The 19555-nt window shown below is 34.3% G+C and carries 17 protein-coding genes and 2 tRNA genes; 12 read left to right on the top strand and 7 right to left on the bottom strand.

All coding sequences use genetic code 11. The features are described 5' to 3' along the window. Positions 1-26 precede the first annotated feature (26 nt). From tpiA to ACUXZJ_RS08495, 12 genes are all read left to right on the top strand, one after another. Positions 27-776 carry a triose-phosphate isomerase gene (gene tpiA / locus ACUXZJ_RS08550; RefSeq protein WP_060381743.1) on the top strand — a complete coding sequence of 250 codons (750 nt, stop codon included), beginning with the start codon at positions 27-29 and terminating at the stop codon, positions 774-776. Positions 777-1143: 367 nt separating this feature from the next. Further along, a tRNA-Pro gene (locus ACUXZJ_RS08545) sits at positions 1144-1218 on the top strand. 34 nt (positions 1219-1252) lie between these two features. Next, a tRNA-Pro gene (locus ACUXZJ_RS08540) sits at positions 1253-1327 on the top strand. Between the two features lie 102 nt (positions 1328-1429). Beyond that, positions 1430-2038 carry a uridine kinase gene (gene udk / locus ACUXZJ_RS08535; RefSeq protein WP_060381742.1) on the top strand — a complete coding sequence of 203 codons (609 nt, stop codon included), beginning with the start codon at positions 1430-1432 and terminating at the stop codon, positions 2036-2038. 30 nt (positions 2039-2068) lie between these two features. Continuing rightward, positions 2069-2398, top strand: coding sequence for an FtsB family cell division protein (locus ACUXZJ_RS08530; RefSeq protein WP_060381741.1), 330 nt, complete (start codon positions 2069-2071; stop codon positions 2396-2398). A 71-nt stretch (positions 2399-2469) separates the two neighbouring features. Beyond that, entirely contained in the window at positions 2470-4425 is a 1956-nt protein-coding gene (locus tag ACUXZJ_RS08525; RefSeq protein ID WP_063744111.1) for a lipase family protein, read from the top strand. Between the two features lie 172 nt (positions 4426-4597). After that, entirely contained in the window at positions 4598-5929 is a 1332-nt protein-coding gene (locus tag ACUXZJ_RS08520) for a methylmalonyl-CoA mutase subunit beta (protein WP_063744112.1), read from the top strand. A gap of 39 nt (positions 5930-5968) precedes the next feature. After that, on the top strand, positions 5969-6289 hold the full coding sequence (locus ACUXZJ_RS08515) for a hypothetical protein (RefSeq protein WP_063744113.1): 321 nt from the start codon (positions 5969-5971) through the stop codon (positions 6287-6289). Between the two features lie 85 nt (positions 6290-6374). After that, the gene (locus ACUXZJ_RS08510) at positions 6375-7442 is read left to right on the top strand and encodes a PDDEXK nuclease domain-containing protein (protein WP_446194699.1); all 1068 of its coding nucleotides are present in this window, start codon (positions 6375-6377) and stop codon (positions 7440-7442) included. Beyond that, on the top strand, positions 7439-9568 hold the full coding sequence (gene scpA / locus ACUXZJ_RS08505; RefSeq protein WP_060381736.1) for a methylmalonyl-CoA mutase: 2130 nt from the start codon (positions 7439-7441) through the stop codon (positions 9566-9568). Before ACUXZJ_RS08510 ends, scpA begins: the two co-directional genes overlap by 4 nt. Before the next feature lie 91 nt (positions 9569-9659). Next, positions 9660-10043: a transposase gene (locus ACUXZJ_RS08500; RefSeq protein ID WP_235604493.1), complete on the top strand. Its 384-nt coding sequence runs from the start codon at positions 9660-9662 to the stop codon at positions 10041-10043. 270 nt (positions 10044-10313) lie between these two features. Further along, complete coding sequence (locus tag ACUXZJ_RS08495; protein WP_145915605.1) at positions 10314-13517, top strand: VIT domain-containing protein; 3204 nt, start codon at positions 10314-10316, stop codon at positions 13515-13517. 71 nt (positions 13518-13588) lie between these two features. On the opposite strand, the gene ACUXZJ_RS08490 is transcribed toward ACUXZJ_RS08495, so the two are convergent. From ACUXZJ_RS08490 to ACUXZJ_RS08460, 7 genes are all read right to left on the bottom strand, one after another. Further along, on the bottom strand, positions 13589-14368 hold the full coding sequence (locus tag ACUXZJ_RS08490) for an RloB family protein (protein WP_063744114.1): 780 nt from the start codon (positions 14366-14368) through the stop codon (positions 13589-13591). A 12-nt stretch (positions 14369-14380) separates the two neighbouring features. After that, the gene (locus ACUXZJ_RS08485; RefSeq protein WP_063744115.1) at positions 14381-15673 is read right to left on the bottom strand and encodes an AAA family ATPase; all 1293 of its coding nucleotides are present in this window, start codon (positions 15671-15673) and stop codon (positions 14381-14383) included. A 116-nt stretch (positions 15674-15789) separates the two neighbouring features. Next, positions 15790-16728: a hypothetical protein gene (locus tag ACUXZJ_RS08480; protein ID WP_063744116.1), complete on the bottom strand. Its 939-nt coding sequence runs from the start codon at positions 16726-16728 to the stop codon at positions 15790-15792. Between the two features lie 96 nt (positions 16729-16824). Then, entirely contained in the window at positions 16825-17370 is a 546-nt protein-coding gene (locus ACUXZJ_RS08475) for a 3'-5' exonuclease (RefSeq protein WP_201030580.1), read from the bottom strand. A gap of 314 nt (positions 17371-17684) precedes the next feature. Then, positions 17685-18230: a tetratricopeptide repeat protein gene (locus ACUXZJ_RS08470; protein ID WP_063744117.1), complete on the bottom strand. Its 546-nt coding sequence runs from the start codon at positions 18228-18230 to the stop codon at positions 17685-17687. A gap of 44 nt (positions 18231-18274) precedes the next feature. Continuing rightward, positions 18275-18973 (bottom strand): peptide chain release factor H, encoded by a 699-nt coding sequence (prfH, locus tag ACUXZJ_RS08465; protein ID WP_088466773.1) that lies wholly within the window; start codon positions 18971-18973, stop codon positions 18275-18277. A gap of 2 nt (positions 18974-18975) precedes the next feature. Next, on the bottom strand, positions 18976-19554 hold the full coding sequence (locus ACUXZJ_RS08460) for a hypothetical protein (RefSeq protein ID WP_063744119.1): 579 nt from the start codon (positions 19552-19554) through the stop codon (positions 18976-18978). Position 19555: the final 1 nt, after the last annotated feature.

Below are 19555 nucleotides of genomic sequence, written 5' to 3'. Positions count from 1 at the left end.
CATCTTAAAATACTAACAAATACAATATGAGACAAAAAATAGTAGCTGGTAACTGGAAAATGAACAAAAATGCTAAGCAAACACAAGAATTGATAGCAGACCTAATTACAAATCTTCCAGAAACAGACGCTAAAATAATCATAGCTCCTACTTTTGTTAACTTATCACAAGCAGTTCAACAAACAAACGATACAACTATAGAAGTAGTTGCGCAAAATATGCACCAAGCAGAAGGCGGTGCTTTTACAGGAGAAATATCTGCTGATATGTTAACAAATATTGGAATCCAAACCGTTATTTTAGGACATTCTGAACGCCGTGCTTATTTTCATGAAACCGATGCTCTATTAGCCAATAAAGTAGATACAGCACTAAAGCATCAAATGAACATTATTTTCTGTTTTGGAGAAGAATTAAAACACCGTCAAAACACACAACATTTTAACATAGTAGAATACCAACTAAAAGACGCTCTATTTCATTTAAATGCTTCTGATTGGAAAAATATAATTTTAGCTTACGAACCTGTTTGGGCCATTGGCACAGGAGAAACAGCTTCTCCTGAACAAGCACAAGAAATGCATAAATTCATCAGACAAACAATCCTAGAACGTTACGGAAATGAAATTGCCGAAAATGTTTCCATTTTATACGGAGGAAGTGTTAAACCAGAAAATGCCAAAGAAATTTTTTCTCAACCTGACGTTGATGGAGGTTTAATAGGAGGTGCTTCTTTAACTACAAATGATTTTATAAATATTATAAAAGGAATATAAGTTAATAATACCACTTCAAAAACCGGAGTTTTTTGAAGTGGTTATAAAAATATCAACCCATTCTTTTCCATAAAAACTTAAAAACGAAAAGCTCAATAAAAACCCTATCTCTCTATTTTCCTTTAGCCCTTCTAAAAAAGTAAAAAAAGTTCTATTATTTTACTTTTTCCACACCTCTTTTATTTTTCATATAAAACTCTTTTCATAAATACAATCCAAAACAATAATTTCAATCTTAAAAACCATTCATTTAAACAAAAACAACCAATATTTAAACATTTTAGTAAAAAAATCAATCCTAAATAATAAATATTCTAAAAAACACTTGCATATTACAAACAAAAATTTCTATATTTGCAGCCGCTTTCGGGGTGTAGCGTAGCCCGGTCATCGCGCCTGGTTTGGGACCAGGAGGTCGCAGGTTCGAATCCTGCCACCCCGACGAAAGCTTACCAATAAAAATTCAAAAACACCTTCGGGGTGTAGCGTAGCCCGGTCATCGCGCCTGGTTTGGGACCAGGAGGTCGCAGGTTCGAATCCTGCCACCCCGACTAAAACCTTTCTATTCAGAAAGGTTTTTTTTATTATATACTAACTAAATTTGATAGAACTTCAAAAAATCCTACTTTTGCATTTTTAAATCCCACAAAAATATGTTAATTATAGGTATTGCAGGCGGTACAGGCTCAGGAAAAACAACTGTAGTTCATCAAATCATGAATGAATTACCCGAAACAGAGGTAGGTATCATTTCTCAAGATCATTATTATAGAGAAACTAGCGATTTAAGCTTAGAAGAAAGAACAAAAATTAATTTTGACCACCCTCGTTCAATTGATTTCGCATTACTAACCGAACATTTAAAAGACCTTAAAGAAGGAAAGGCAATCGACCAACCTGTTTATTCATTTGTCAAACACAATCGTACCGGAGACACCATTCATACGCTACCTCGTAAAGTAATGATCGTTGAAGGTATTTTAATACTAACAAACCCAGAACTAAGAGACATGTTTGATATTAAAATCTTTGTTCATGCCGACTCGGACGAGCGACTAATCAGACGACTAAAACGTGACATTGCCGAAAGAGGACGTGACATGGAAGAAGTATTAAATCGTTATCAAACCACACTAAAACCAATGCACGAACAGTTTATAGAACCTACTAAAGCATTTGCAGACATCATCATACCTAATGATAAATACAATACTGTTGCTATTGACGTAGTGAGAGCAGTTATCAATCAACGTATTTCTTAAATACACCCCCTTTTTAATTCATTATCGAATATGTTTCAATCCTTCAAAAACTTCTTAAAAAGAAAATATTGGTTTAAAATAATCAGTAATAAATACTTTTTAGTAAGTGCCTTCTTTTTAATATGGATGCTTTTTCTAGACAACTACTCCTATTTAGATCATCAAGTCCTAAACAAAGAAATTGAAGAACTAGAAGATAACAAAAAATATTACAAAGAAGAAATTCAAAAAGACCTTGAACAAATTAAAAAATTAAAAAGTTCAAATGAAATTGAAAAATACGCTCGTGAAAAATATTATATGAAACGCGAAAACGAAGATATTTACATCATAGAATTCGAAAATGACACATTAAAATAAACATTATTGCTATTATTTTAAAAAAGGGTTAAATTTGCATTTATTACTAATAACAATTTAACCCTTTTTTTATGAGAAAAACTTTACTCGTATTATCATTAATCTTCTCTCTATCAACCCTTGCCCAGCAACCAGGCGATTTGATTAGTGTAGAAAAAAAAATGGACGATTCAGCCCCCCAAGTACTTCAAAGAATGGCTGGTTTTGGCAATATTAAATTACCTACTGCTGTAGCTAAACTTTTTCAATTTCTTGTTAAAGGATTAGAAGGATACAAAGTAACCTATTGGACTACAGACCATCATGACAAACTTGTAAAAGCACATGGTTTAGTTATGTTTCCAAAAGTAGACTACCCTCTTTCAACCGTTCTATTAGAACATCCTACAGCAGACAAAAGAGTTAATGTACCTTCCAATTTAAAAAGCACACGAGAAGGCGGATTCATTCTTGATATGTTATACGCTCTTAACGGCTACTATGTAGTCTCTCCTGATTACTTGGGATTAGGTGATTCAGAAGGCGTACACCCTTATGCTGATGCAAAAACAGAAGCATCTGCTAGTATAGATATGCTTACAGCTGCTGACACATTCTTAAACCAAAAAGGAGTAAAAAGATACAACGAATATTTCCTTTCTGGCTATTCTCAAGGCGGACACTCCACTATGGCTGTACTAAAATACAATACAGAAAAATACAAACGTTTTAACTTCAAACAAGTATATGCTGGAGCAGGTCCATACGATTTATCTAAAACAACCTATGAAGATCGCGTCTTAGGCAATGAAGACTACCCTTCATCTGCTTTTATTGCATATATTGTAAATGGAGCACATAGTTTAGGATATAAACAATATCAGAAAAACTTTACAGAAATGATTTCTCCAGAATTTCAAGAAATTTACAAAAAACACGTTCTTCAAGAAGAAGGAGGACTTGATTGGGGACCTCTAAAATGGAAAACCCTATTTACTAAAGAATATATTGAAACAGCATCTAGCCCTAGTAACCCTCTAAGAGATTTCTTAAAGAAAAGCGATGTATATGACTTCCATAATACAACACCTACAACCATGTCATACACTACAGCAGATGCTGAAATCCCTTTTCTAAATGCCCTTAAAACTGAAAAAGTACAAAGAAACTACTATTCTCTTTTTGATTTATCTAAATACAAAATTAACGCTACCAATCTAGGTCCTTTAGGTCATGCAGGAGGCGTTTTCCCTTGGTTAATTGCTTCTATTGCAAAATTCAACTGGCATAGAACAGGCGGACTATTAAACTGGAACGCAATCAGTTCAGATAGAATTTCTAAAAATCCTACATTAGAACTCAACAAATCACAGTTACATCCACTCATTACAGCAAAAAGTAAAAATCCTGATTTTGAAATCACAAACATCTATGGTTTTGACCAAAATTCAGCTAGTAACAGAATGGTTAGCAAAAAACTAGAAGACCTAAAAGAAGGTGCATATATTCTAGAAATGAAACATGACAACCAAATTTATAAGATCGCCTATGCAAAAGAAAACTCTATAAAAGTAGCAACTGAACAATTAATAACTGAACACAAAGAAGGCAATTGGACTATTAACAGAAAAGGACTTGATAATGAAGACATAACAATTTATGTTTTTGACCAAAAAAACAATTTAGTTCAAACTGAAAGTTTCAATAAAAACGAAGATATAACAATTGATTATTCAGATCTTAACACAGACCAGTATACTTTAGAACTAGTAACTCCTACTATTTCTTTAAATACCGAAGTATTCCGTAAAGCAATGGAGCTAAAAGATCAATTGATCATATTAACCGAAAACGAAGAAATCACACTAAAATCTAACAAAGAATTTAGTACTATTTTAATAACTGATGTACAAGGTAAAATTCTTTCACAAGAAACAGTAAACAATACTAAAATTTTTACTAAAAACTTACCTAAAACAAACAGCGTAATCATTACAAAAGTAACTTATACAAATGGCGATTACGAAACTAAAAAAATCGTTTGGTAATTAAATTGAGTTCTATAAAACAACAAGGAGGTAGTTTTTAGACTACCTCCTTGTCTTTTTTACAATAAATTATAATCATTTTAAAGCAAGATTCTTTTCTTAAATGTTATTTTTTTAAATTTGTGAAAAATCAATCAACTATTTCATCTAAAAATAGTTTGTTTATTACAACATGAAAGAAAAACTATTCCATGCCTTCGATAATGTTGCTACCAAACAATGGAAGCAACAAATTCAATACGAACTAAAAGGTGCCGATTATAATGATACTCTTGTTTGGGAAAGTCCTGAAGGAATTAAAATAAAGCCTTTTTATCACCAAGATGAAACGATTGTTCCCTACGAACCTACGACCAAAACAGATGCCTTTACCATAGTTCAAAATATTTTTGTCTACGATTTAGACAAATCTATCAAAAGAGCTTTAGAAACTTTAAACCGTGGTGCTGAAAGTTTACGCTTTACCATAGAAAACGAAGATACGGCTATTGAAACACTTTTACAGTCCATACCCGAGCCCATTCCTGTTTACATCAAAACTACCTTTTTGAATGAAGCTTTCATTAAAAAGATAAACACAATTCGACCTAATGCCATTATTGAAATTGACCCTATAGGTCAGTTGACCAAAGACGGGAATTGGTACCTCAATTTAGAAGCTGACTTCAAATTGCTCAATGAAATCAAACCGACTTTAGCCATTAATGCAGAAATTTACCAAAATGCTGGAGCTAACATCGTACAGCAATTGGCCTATACCCTAGCCCATATTAATGAATATTTCAACAGAATCACAACTATTACTAAACCTATAACCATTCATGTTGCTATAGGCAGTAATTATTTCTTTGAAATAGCTAAACTCCGTGCTTTACGTTTACTTTTTAACACTTTAGCTAAAGAATACAACCATACTTTCGATTGCCATATTTTAGCTACACCTACCAAACGCAACAAAACACTTTATGATTACAATGTCAATATGTTGCGCACCACTACAGAATGTATGAGTGCTATTTTAGGTGGTGCAGATGCAGTGGCTAATCTTGCGTATGATGCCATTTATCATAAAGACAACGAATTTGGGGATAGAATTGCGAGAAACCAATTGTTAGTATTAAAACACGAAAGTTATTTTGATAAAGTAAACAACCCTTCTGACGGCGCCTATTATATTGAAGAATTAACGCAGCAATTAGCGGACAAAGCGTTAACCTTATTCAAAGACATTGAAAACAATGGTGGTCTTATCACTCAATTGATAGAAGGTACTATCCAACGTAAAATCAAAGAAAGTGCTGATAAAGAACAAGAATTATTTGATACGGGCAAAGAAGTATTGTTAGGAACAAACAAATACCCTAATAAAAACGACCGAATGAAAGATGATTTGGAATTGTATCCTTTCATCAAACAGAACCCACGTAAAACATTAATCACTCCTGTTATAGAACGTCGTTTAGCAGAAAAGTTAGAACAAGAACGTTTAGCCACAGAAGAATAAATAAAAAACGATAATCTGTATTTCTAAACCCTTAACCAGATGAAAAAAGTATTTTCAATAGTATTCTTAATTGCTTGCTTCAATTTATTTGGACAAAAACAATTTGAAGCGACAGACAAAAAAAGTGGACAAGCAACCACGATTTTGGAAGGCTCTCGAGTAAAACTAACCACACAGGACAGGAGTAAAATGCTAATTAAAAATGCCGAAACACTTACTATTGAGGGACAAGAAGTTGCTTTAAAAAACATCAGTAGCATTAAGAACTACCCTCATGGTGGTCGCAAATCTAAAAACGGAAGTGCTTTAGCCTTGTTTACTGGAGGTACTAATGGGTGCATTAGTCAACAACAAGCATAAAACCTTAATCTATCGCAATTATATTTTTAAAATTGTAGAATAATTGTCCTTAAAATCTCTTTTAAATTATTTATAAACTTAATAATTGTCACCGAATCTCTTAAAATATCAAGATTTAATTGTTGAAATCAAGAATCAAATTCTTAATTCTCAACAAAAAGCCATGATATCTGTAAATAAAGAACTCATTCTTTTATACTGGAATATCGGAAAAATGATTATTGAAAACCAAAATTTATTTGAAACAAGAAATAATTATATAGAGCAACTTTCAAAAGATATAAAAAGTATTTTTCCTGACCTATCTGGTTTTTCTAGAAGCAATTTATTCAACATTAGAAAATTTTATCTTTTTTACGCTAACGCTTCAATCCAACAAGCTGTTGGACTAAATTCATCAAATGCACCAATCCAACAAGTCGTTGGATTAAACGAATTATGTACCATCCCTTGGGGGCATCATGTGTTAATTTTAGAAAAAACAAAAACGATTGAAGAAGCAGCCTTTTACATAAAGGAAACCCGTTCAAATAACTGGAGCCGAGCAATTTTATCATTACAACTAAAACAAAATCTTTTTGAAAGACAAGGTAAAGCGATAACTAATTTCGATAAAACACTTGAAGTAAAACAAGCATTTTTAGCCAACCAGCTTTTAAAAGACCCTTATAATTTTGACTTCCTCACTTTAGAACCGCAAGTTCATGAATTAGAAATTGAAAAATCATTAACTAATCATATCACAAAATTTTTATTAGAATTAGGTAAAGGTTTTGCATATATAGGAAGACAATATCCAATTGAAATTGGAAACAAATCCTATACATTAGATTTACTTTTCTATCATATAACCTTAAAGTGTTATATCATTATAGAATTAAAAGCCGTTTCTTTCGAACCTGAATTTACAGGAAAACTAAACTTTTATCTGTCAGCGGTTGATGATTTATTAAAATCAGAAAATGACAATCCTAGCATTGGTATTTTGCTATGCAATGGCAAAAATGGGATTGAAGTTGAATACGCTTTAAAAGACATCAACAAACCAATAGGCGTGAGTGAATATACATTTACAGAAATATTACCAAAACAATTAGAAAAAAATATCCCAACAGTAAATGAATTTGAAGAATTACTAAAGAAAAATTCATGAGAAAAAACATACAACATTTAACTTTGGAGCAATCCAAAGACGTTAAACAAGAAACGTTAAACGCAGCCCAAGACTTTACCACTGCCGAAGGCATAGCGGTAAAACCTTCCTATGCCCCATCGGATATAGAAGGATTAGAACACCTGGGTTTTGGAGCGGGTTTTGCCCCCAACTTACGTGGACCTTATGCAACCATGTACGTTCGTCGTCCATGGACCATTCGTCAATACGCAGGATTTTCCACTGCCGAAGAAAGTAATGCTTTTTACAGAAGAAACTTAGCCGCTGGGCAAAAAGGTTTATCTGTGGCATTTGACTTGGCGACGCATCGTGGCTACGATTCAGACCATGAGCGCGTAGTGGGAGACGTAGGAAAAGCTGGAGTAGCCATTGACTCTGTAGAAGACATGAAAGTCCTTTTCGACCAAATTCCATTGGGCGAAATGTCGGTTTCTATGACCATGAATGGCGCCGTATTACCTATCATGGCGTTTTATATAGTAGCAGCCGAAGAACAAGGCGTAGCGTCTAACCTACTTTCAGGAACGATTCAAAATGATATCCTAAAAGAATTTATGGTGCGTAATACCTATATTTACCCACCTACCCCATCAATGAAAATCATTGCCGATATTTTTGACTATACCAGTAAAAATATGCCAAAGTTCAATTCGATTTCTATTTCAGGCTACCACATGCAAGAAGCTGGAGCTACCGCAGATATTGAATTAGCTTATACTTTAGCCGATGGTCTAGAATACATACGTACAGGTTTAGCCGCGGGAATGAATATTGATGAGTTCGCTCCACGCCTTTCGTTTTTCTGGGCGATTGGAATGAACCACTTTATGGAAATTGCTAAAATGCGTGCAGGTCGTATGCTTTGGGCAAAACTCTTAAAACAGTTTGATCCAAAAGATGAAAAATCGCTTGCTTTACGTACACACTGTCAAACATCGGGTTGGAGTTTAACCGAGCAAGACCCTTTTAACAATGTGGCGCGTACTGCTATTGAAGCTGCTGCGGCAGCCTTTGGTGGAACACAATCGTTACACACCAACGCCTTAGACGAAGCGATTGCATTACCCACCGATTTCTCAGCGCGTATTGCTCGTAATACCCAAATTTATTTACAAGAGGAAACCAAAATTTGTAAAACGGTCGATCCTTGGGCGGGAAGTTATTATGTAGAAAGTTTAACCGCTGAAATAGCCGAAAAAGCATGGGCATTAATCCAAGAAGTAGAAGAACTGGGCGGAATGACCAAAGCGATTGAAGCGGGAATTCCTAAACTTCGCATTGAAGAAGCCGCAGCTCGTAAACAAGCTCGTATTGATAGCGGACAAGATATTATTGTTGGGGTAAACAAATACCGTTTAGAAAAAGAAGATCCGTTACATATTCTTGAAGTCGATAACCAAACCGTTCGTAAGCAACAAATTGAACGTTTGGAACAAATAAAAGCCACGCGCGATACAGCAAAAGTAGCAGATTGCTTAGCCAAACTAACCGAATGTGCTAAAACAGGTAACGGCAACTTATTAGATTTAGCCGTAAATGCAGCACGTAACCGAGCGACTTTAGGAGAAATAAGTGACGCCTTAGAAAGCGTTTTTGGAAGATATAAAGCACAAATTAGAAGTTTTAGTGGCGTGTACAGTGCAGCAATAAAAAATGACGAAAGCTTTGAAAAAGCACGTCAGTTAGCCGATGAATTTGCAAAAAAAGAAGGTCGTCGTCCTCGTATCATGATCGCCAAAATGGGGCAAGACGGACACGATCGTGGTGCTAAAGTAGTAGCCACAGGCTACGCCGATGTAGGTTTTGACGTAGACATTGGACCTTTATTTCAAACGCCACAAGAAGCAGCTAAACAAGCCGTAGAAAACGACGTACATATTTTAGGCGTATCTTCTTTAGCAGCGGGACACAAAACATTAGTCCCTCAAGTAATTGAAGAATTAAAAAAATATGGTCGTGAGGATATTATGGTAATTGTTGGCGGCGTAATTCCTGCACAGGATTATCAATACTTATTTGATGCTGGAGCAGTTGCCGTTTTTGGTCCTGGAACTAAAATTAGTGAGGCTGCGATTACGATATTAGAGGTTTTAATAGCCGAATAACTTTTTTCACACCTGACAGGTTTTAAAAACCTGTCAGGTGTAATTATACTATTTTACTTATATTTGTTTCTATATATAAGCCAAAATAGTTATGATACAAGCCTTAGAACGTGGAAATTACTACCACATCTACAATCGTGGAATTAATAGTGTTACACTTTTTGATAATAAAGAAAATTACGAGTATTTCCTTACTCTCTATTCCCTTCACATTGATCCTATTGCTGAGACTTTTGCTTGGTGTTTAATGAAAAATCATTTTCACTTTGTGGTGAGGATAAAAGAAATTTCAGAAATTTCAACGGATAAAATTATTTTACCCTCTCAGTCTTTTTCTAACTTATTCAATGCTTACACAAAAGCTTACAATAAAAGTACAAAACGGCATGGTGCTTTATTTGAAAGACCTTTTTTGCCGAAAACAAATCAACAACAGAACCTATTTTCAAAATGTAATCATATACGTCCATCATAATCCTGTACATCATAACATTTGTGATCATCCTATACAATATCCGTGGAGTTCGTATGTAAGTTGTACTTCTGACAGATCAACAAAACTCAAAAGAAAAGAAGTAATGGAACTATTTAACGATATCGAAAATTTCAAACAATCCCATCAGGAAAAATGTAATTTAGACCTGACAGGTTTTTAATACCTGTCAGGTCTAAAAATCTTTCCCCCTTCCCAACCTTTTATTCAAAAAAAACCTCTATACTTATAAGCCATTTTATAGAATTAGTTATGTTTAAAAAATCATTCCTCTTCATCCTATTATTCATCAGCCTTTACAGTTGGGCGCAAAATCCGCAGCTGACAGTAAAAGACAAAGACTCTTCCTTAGTAAAACTTAGCCAACTCAAAGTGCAGGTAAAAATTGTGGGCAACATTGCTTACACCACTACCGAAATGCATTTTTTTAATGCTTCTACCCGACCAATGGAGGCCGATTTACTTTTCCCGCTTCCTGAAGGAATTTCGGTGTCGCGCTATGCCATTGATATTAACGGAAAAATACGCGAAGCAGTACCTGTGAATAAAAACAAAGGAAAACAAGTTTTTGAAGCCGTCGAACATCGTAGAGTCGATCCTGGATTGCTTGAAAAAGTAGAAGGTAATAACTTTAAAACCCGAATTTTCCCTTTGTTACCTAATAGCGAACGCATCGTCATTATAGGCTACGAACAAGAATTGAGTATGCTAGACAAAACCTATTTGGGCTACCAAATGATGAGTTCGTACACCAAAGCCATTGATACTTTTGAGCTCAATATTAGTGTGATAGGCAGCGATGCCCAACCCAAAATCTCAAATGACGGCAAAGAAATTACCATCGAAAAGTTAGGCACTACGTACCAAGCGTCTATCCAACAAAAAAATTATATCCCAAAAGACAAACTATTGGTTAAAATTCCTGTTACCTCTTCCATCCCATCGGTGGTGACGCAGGAAAAGGACAACCAATATTATTTTTATGCTACAATGCATCTCGACGGAGCTAAAAAAGCGAAAACCTTACCTAAATCTATCGGACTTATTTGGGATGTTTCACTAAGTAGTCACAAACGCGATAGTAAAAAAGAACTGGAACTATTGGATTTGTATTTCAAAAAAATGCCTTCGGTAGCGGTAAGTTTGTACTTGGCTGGATTTCATTTTGAAAAGAAAGCTGATTATGTAATTTCCAATGGTAATTGGTCGGAGTTACGTAAGACTTTAGAAACCATTACCTATGACTGCGGAACGAATTATACCAAAATCGAACTCCCTAAAAAAGATGAAATCCTTTTCTTTACAGATGGTTTATCGACTTTGAGCGATGCCACACTTCCCGAAACCAAACAACCGCTTTATACCATCACCTCATCGGTAACGGCTAATTATGCCTTTTTAAATTACCAAGCCATAAAAACGGGTGGTGCTTTTTTGAACCTCAACACCTTAAAAACCGAAGATGCGCTGACTTTATTAACCCATAGAAATTTCCTTTTCTACGGTATTAAAAATAACAATACTGTCGTAGAAACCTATCCTATGGAAGGCACGCCTGTAACGCCTAATTTTAGTGTGGCAGGTATTTCGTTGTTACCTACAAATCAGGTTACTTTATTATTTGGTTATGATGCCGAACATCTTACAGAACAAACCTTAACTATTGCGACAAATAAAGAAACAAATACCGACCTCAATATCGAGAAATTATGGGCACAAAAAAAGATTGCCAATTTAGAAATTCAGTACAATAAAAACGCTGAAGAAATTGAAACCCTAGGTAAAAAATTTGGCATTATCACCCCTAATACCTCTTTAATTGTACTCGAAACGGTAAACGATTACATTTTATATGACATTGTCCCTCCAGCCGAATTACGTGAGGAGTTTGATAAAATTAAAAAAACACAATTAGCGAGTACCGAAGCTAAAACCAAAAGCAATTGGGAGAATATTGATCGTTATCATAGCGAACTGGATAACTGGTGGAAAAAGAATATCAAGTTTGTAAAGAAAAAAGAACCTAAACCTATTAAAAACAAAAAAAACATTCGTCACACAACCAATTTACAACCCAACCCAACAGGATTAGAAAAAACCGTTACAGGTAGCGTTAGCGACCAACATGGACCACTTCCTGGTGCTGTAGTTAAAATTAAAGGGACCAACAGGAACGCTCAAACTGGTTTCGATGGTAGTTATTCAATAAAAGCAAGAAATGGAGATGTTTTAGTTATTGAATTTATAGGAATGACAAGTAGAGAAGTGAGAATCAACAACAATTCATCGTATAATGTAACTTTAGAAGATAATGGTCAACAATTAAGTGAAGTTGTTGTTTCTGGTTACAGTTCTAATTCTCCAAGTCCGAGTACTGTTAGAGAAGCAAAAGAAGATTTAAGAGTAACAGAAGAAATTAAAGACAAAGCAATTTCAGAAAATGAATCTAGATCTGCTACTCCACAACAAGGTTTTTTCCAACAAGGGTACTTAACCCGTACAGATACAATAGATAGTTCAAATACAAATACTTGGTCGAATGCTAATTCGATCAAAACCAACTCTTGGAATCCAGATCGTGTTTATTTAAAAGCTCTAGAAAAAGTAGCCCCAGCCGAAAAATATGCTTTATATCTTAAATTACGGGAAGTCAATCAAGCCAATCCGAGTTATTATTTTGATGTAGCGACTCATTTTTACAACACTGGCGAAACTGAAAAAGCGTTGTTGGTACTAAGCAATATCGCCGAGTTGGATTTAGAAAATCACCAATTGTACAAATCGTTATTGTTCGTATTACGCCAGTGGGGTGCCAACGAACTCGCCTTGCACGTGGCTAAGAAAATTGCTATGTGGAGAGCGCACGAACCACAATCCTACCGAGATTTAGCCTTGACGCTTGAAGATAATAAACAATACCAAGAGGCTTATGATACCTTACTCAAAGCCCTTGAAACCAATTACTATGGCGAAATGAGTGGTGTTTACGAAGGTATTGAAGATATTATCCTGATGGATATTAACCGTTTAGCAGCAACCCACAACATCAATACGGGTAAACTCGACAAAAAATATGTCGATGCTAAACCCTTGGATTTACGTATTATTTTGAATTGGAATCAAATGGATACGGATATTGATTTACATATCATTGAACCCACTAATGAAGAATGCTACTACGCTCATAAAGACACCGAAATAGGCGCTCGTTTTTCCAAAGATTTCACACAAGGCTATGGTCCCGAGCAGTATTTATTACGCAATGCGATTAAAGGAAAATACCAAATCAAAACCAATTATTATGGAGAGACCAAACTCACCGAAACAGGCCCAGCCACCGTTTTAGTAGAAATTTATATAAAAGACAAAAACGGTAAAATAGTTCGCAAACTACAAACCATCCAACTAGGCAAAGTAAAAGAAAACCAAAACCTAGCCGAAATCACCATCGATTAATCGTATAACTGATTCTTTCTATAGCAAGATTTTTTCTTGCAAGAAACACCAGCTCACACTGGTGTTTTTTTTTAGAACTCTAATTCTTCACAAGATAATTCCTCTTCGTCTTCAATCCCTAAAATTCGTTTCACAAGATAAAAGACTGTAGTAGAAGATTCGCATTTTGATGGATTTTCTTTATTTTCTAAATTTTCATAAATTCTTTCTGCCCTCTTAATTGCTTGGCAAATTCTTCTTTTTCCTTTATCATAAGCTAACAGCACTTCAAAAAATTCATTCGATATAGATTTTCCTCGTTCATCATTACTGTCATCATATTTTAAATCATAAGGTGATAAAAATTTATTTAATCGATCTTTATATAACTTCCTATCCATAGGTTCACCTTGATAATCATTAAAATGAAGTAACAACCAGTATTCGAAAGCTTGGTGAGAATAAGCAACTTTAATATCATTTTGCTTTGCTAAAAAAATAGCATTATTAAAATTTATTAATTGTTTGGGATTATCAGCCTTAGGATCAGCGTCAAAAACACACCAAACTTCTTGATAATAACCTACAGGTTTATCATCTCTTTTTTCAATTGTTTTTTTTACTAATGACAAAGTATTATCTCCAATACCAATAACCTCCAATTCTAATGTAGGTATTTTAAATTTTTCAAAATAATCTTTTTCAGTATTTTTCCCTTCACAAACTATTAAAATTTCAGGGTTACCTCTCTTAATATCAAAGGATCTCTCAAGAATTGGTTCCCCTCTTTTTTTTCTTTTAACATTTTGAAGTGATTCCTTATGTGTAAGTTTGTTTAATTGATCTTTAGACCTTTTATCTTGCATTTTCATTGTCAAAAAAATCTATTTATTAAACAAATCTGAAATATCTTCAAGAAATGGGATTCCTCCATATTTACCTTCTAAATACTTTTCTTCAAAATTTTCCTCTTTCCTGACTTTGAAATCAGCTAGTGAAAATATTTTAGCTTCACCATATCTATTTTTTTGCATAAACCAAACTTGATCCCTTCTAAATAATGATTTGTGCAATAAGTTAGTATTATGTGTATTAAAAATTAATTGTGCATTATTCGGGTTTGTCGATTTTGAGTTAAACAATTCAATCAAAAATGATACAATATTAGGATGCAATCTTGAATCTAATTCGTCAATAAACATAGGACAACCTGTTTCTAAAGAAAACAAAACAAATCCTAATACTGCTAATAATTTTTGAGTACCAGCCGACTCAATTTTCTTAAAATCAGCTTGTTCATAGGCTACAAAATTATAATCAGTATCATATTTTTTATGAACTGATCTTGCTTCGAAGAAAACCATTCCTTTTTTAAATTTAAACAATTCTAATAATTGAGTATTGTGTTCTTTAGGTAAGTTTTCTAGCTTAATTTCATTAACATAAATATCAGATATGCCAATATCAAATCTTCTTAGCGTCTCAATAATCTTTAACCCTAAATTTGATCTTTTCGAAATTTCTTTAAAAGAAAACTCTTCATAAATTTCTGGTTCATTTCCTAAGAAAAAATGTATTTTCCTAAAATAATCGACAATAACACTTGCTTCTCCTACATTAAATTGATTTGCCAAAGATAAAATCAAAACATTATCTCTAATAATATCAAGTTGTTTTTGCAAAATTTCAAATTTCTTAAATGAAGTATGAAAATCTATACTAACTTCATCCCTATAAAACAACTCTACTTCTTTAGGTTTTTGATTAAGCTTTTTTTGAAATAACCATTCCGCTACAACACCTTTTTTATTTACTTCAAAACCATATCTAAATTGCATTTTGTCAAATAAAAAAATAATTTCAAATTCGGAAGAATCGTTTTCTGATGCTGTATTGAATTTAAAATTTTCCACATTAATTGGATCACCTTTCTGAGTCTTGGTCGATGAATTAACAACAAACCATCTCATAAATGCTAAAGCGTCCACTAAATTTGTTTTACCACTAGCATTCGCACCATAAACTACAGCACTTTTTAATAGCCTATGAGGATAATTTTTAATTTCAAAAACATTTGATTCCTCTGAATCAGATTTATCATAATTTGAAGCTACCATACTTAAGGTAACTTTATCTTTAAAAGTTTTAAAATTCCTAACAGAAAACTGAACCAACATTTCTCAAATTTTAATCAAATGTAATATTTTTTTAAACTTAAAAAAGGTTTTTGCGTATTTTTTAACAGAAACAGCTTTTAAAACAAAAAATCAACATCATTCAGTTGATTTTATCCCTAAAACACCTCCCTAAACTCCTGCAAAATCATTTTGATATCCTCATCATTGTACTTGCGGGAGAAATGTACAGGGATAGCATTTTTTACTTGACATTTTTTCATAATTCGGGCGGATTCAATAGAATAGCTATGGTAATTTTGTTGAGCTTGCTCTTGATCTTCGGCTTTGTAAAAACTCTCGATATAAACGGTATCGCAATCTTTAAACATGCTATAAATCAAATCGTGGTTTGCTGTATTAGCCGCGTGATCCATAATAACTCCTAGTTGGTGGCCTTTTTTAAGATCAAGCAAGTAATATAACTCTTTGGCTAAATAAGTAACCGCTGCAATCGTGATTTGCGCATCGTCCTCATGGTTGGTATAAGCATTTTTCAATGCATTCACCCAAGCCCCACCTTTAAATTGGGCTTTGCCTAAATCAATTTTTAATGTATCGTGTTCTTTAAAAAGATAGGCTACAGAAGGGGTTTTATGATCCAACAATACAAATTCGACGGTGCATTTTTCATTTTGATATAGACAATCCAATTCCTTATCTATGGGTTCAATTTTCCAAAATGGTGGTTTAATTTCGGAGCAGGTAATTTTACCCTCGTTTTGAATCTCTCGTACTTCATACACAATGGCATCCTCTGCAATCAAGTTCCACTGATAGCCTTTTAACTTCGATTGCACTTGTTGGGTAATCCCTGTTGGTCCACAAATGACCACTCGGCGTTGTATACCTATTTGGTGTCGGAGTATCGTATCAAAATTGATAAAATGATCAATATGGGTGTGACTGATGAAGATCGCTTCGGTGTTTTGACAAACTTTTACGGTCAAATCACTCGCGTCGCCACATTCGCAAATAAAGTTATACGAATAATTTTCGGGTTTTATTAAAATGGAGATGTCCTCTCCTATTCTACTTTTTATTTCGGCTGTAAACATTTTTTTCTTTTTTATAAACCTAACAGGTTGGAAAACCTGTTAGGTTTTGTATTATAATAACTACTAAGTTAGTTTTAAAATTGATTTTTATAGAAATCATTTCAAAATCTCCCTTAAAATCTTCGCGATATTTTTGGCATCATCCACCCCTCTGTGGTGTGTCCCTTCCAGAGGAATACCTAAGAATTTAAGCGCTCCATCCATTCCTAATTCGTGACCGAGTTTGTTTTTTAATGCAAACAGGGTTTTGACATTGATATGCGACGGACTAAACGGATAGCCTTTTTCTAAGGCTTGACATTGTTTTTGAAACTGCTTCAAATCGTAAGCACCAAAACTTGCCCAAGCGCAACTTTGACTCTTATACTCATTCTTTAAGATGCGTAATGCTTCTGAAAACGAAATCCCTTCCTTTTCGATTAACTCGGGTGTAATGGTAGTCAACTCAGTGCAAAATGGACTAATAGTGGAACGTTCCGGATGTACTAAAATACCCCGATTATCGCTTATTTCGCCTGTTTGTACATCGAGTAAACATATACCAATTTCTATAATATCACTAATCATACCTTCGGGAAGTTTGCCTTCCCAACACGTAGCTTCTATATCGACTACGAGTATTTTATCTAATATTTTTGCCATAATTTTTTATTTTTTTGTTTTAGTGTTTCACAATGTATCACGAAGTTTAGCACAAAGTCACACTACGTTTTTCGTTTAAAATATCGGAACACTAAGTTCTGAACACTGATTACTTTTCTTTCTTACAAATACTTTTAGCAACCACAGATGCACAGATTATAATTTACAAGCTAGTTTTAAAATTTGATTATGTGACTCCTCCTAAGGTCGGAGTGACAAACAAACCGAATAACTTATAAGGAATGATTCCTGAACTCTGAAAACTGATTACTGCGACTGAAAACTGAAAACTGTGACTGAACACTAAACACTGATCACTTATTACTTTTCTTTTTCTCGGATTTCTTCTTTTCCAATTTCCTCTTTTTAGGCTTCTTTTCTTTTAGAAGTGCCTTTTTGTCTTTGATTCGTTTTTCCACTTCTTCGATAGTGTGTAACGAATTTGAATAATCATTTAATTTGGCTTCTTTGATTAATTGTAACGCTTCTTTCCACTTTTGCTGTCTTTCTAAAAGTTGGATTTTACGCAAAAGCATTTGGGGTTTATCTATTCCTTTTACGGTTAGTGCGAAATCAATCAATTTGGCTGCTTCGTCATAATCTTCGTTTTGCAATAATACCTCAGCATAGTATGGATATACGACTAAGGTGTGAATATCGGTAGCAAGAGCTTCGGCAAAATACTGCTTCGCCGATTCATAATCCTGCATTTGCTCTGCAAAGAATCGTCCGTACAACCATAATGCCATGGCATTTTTGTCATCATACGCTAACGCATACCCTAAAGATTCTAAGGAACCTTCTAACCAATATGGGTAATTATCCAAGGCTTGAACTAAATATTTATCTATTGTTTTCATTTTTTTGAATTTGTTGGGTGACAAGTTTTGGATGATGGATGATACTACTCATCATATAAACTATTGTTTATCATCTTCTTTCCCTCTTGTCGTTCTTTTTTGTTGTTTTTACTTTTCTTTTCTTTTTTAAAATCGGAACCTTCAAAAGTGCGAATTGGGTTTCCTCTTTGCACTGCCATTTGATTGGTCCACTGGTTTTGCACTTGCTGTTGGAGTTGGTCGTACTGCGTCTCTTTCAGTTTAGCTAGTAATCGTTCGGTTGCCAATTTTTTATTTTGGTGTTGCGAACGAGAATCCATACTCACTACACTTATTCCAGTAGGAAGATGTGTGGCACGAATGGCAGAACTCACTTTGTTTACGTGTTGTCCGCCTGCTCCTGAACTACGCATCGCTTGATATTGAAAATCCTTTTCTGAAAAAGTAGGCAAGAGGGTTGGAGGCACTTCAAAAATTCCAATAAACCAATTTTTACGTTTGTGAAATTTCCGAAACGTACTTTTCCCAATCCACTGAATGGTACCCACCCAACTACGGACAAAGTCGTTGGTATTGGCACCATTTATCGCTACTAATGCCGAAACTACGGTTCCGTTTTCGGGTCCAGGCTCTCTTTTAATTACTTCCACTTTCAGCTTCATTTCTTCGGCTTCGACTAATACTCTTTTGAGCACTTGCGCCACTACCCAATCGCATTCGGCTGGACCTCTTCCTGAGGTGATTTGAATTATTTTTGTTTCCATTACTATTTTTCTTTTGCTGGCTTCCCTTTTTGAAACTCTTTAGGAATTTCAGAAAGTTCTTTTCGTCCCATAGGGTTAATCCCTTTTTCTAAAAACGCTTTCGCTCTCATTACCGCCCAACATTTATCACTAGAATGAATATTTCTGTAAAAGGTTAGCAATTGACTAGGTTTTACAACACTAAAGCCATTGCTTTCTACTGTTTCAATATCCTCTCTTTCAAAAAAATCGATAGTGACTCTAAAAGGTTTTTCCTTTTCCAATTCAATTACCTTTTCATAGCGTCGAAAATTCTCTTGACTAGGCAAATGATCATAACGTGTCCATACTTTTTGAAAGCCATTAGCCTGTAAAAGCACCATTACTTCTGAAACATTTTTAGGATGTACAAAAACATCTATATCCTTATGATCGTGAGCGTGTTTGTATTCTGTATGGTTAGGGGCACTCATAAAGTGCCAAGCCCAACCTCCAGAAATAATTATGTATTCTTTTAAAATCGAAAGAATTTTCAATCCTTCGTCAATACGTGATTGATTCCACAATTCGCCGTATCTATTTATATTATGTGGTGCTCCCATT

It is taken from the genome of Flavobacterium sp. TN-1 (genome assembly GCF_052828645.1).
The sequence above is the reverse complement of the archived record's forward strand: the minus strand, read 5'-3'. Positions and strand labels throughout refer to the sequence as shown.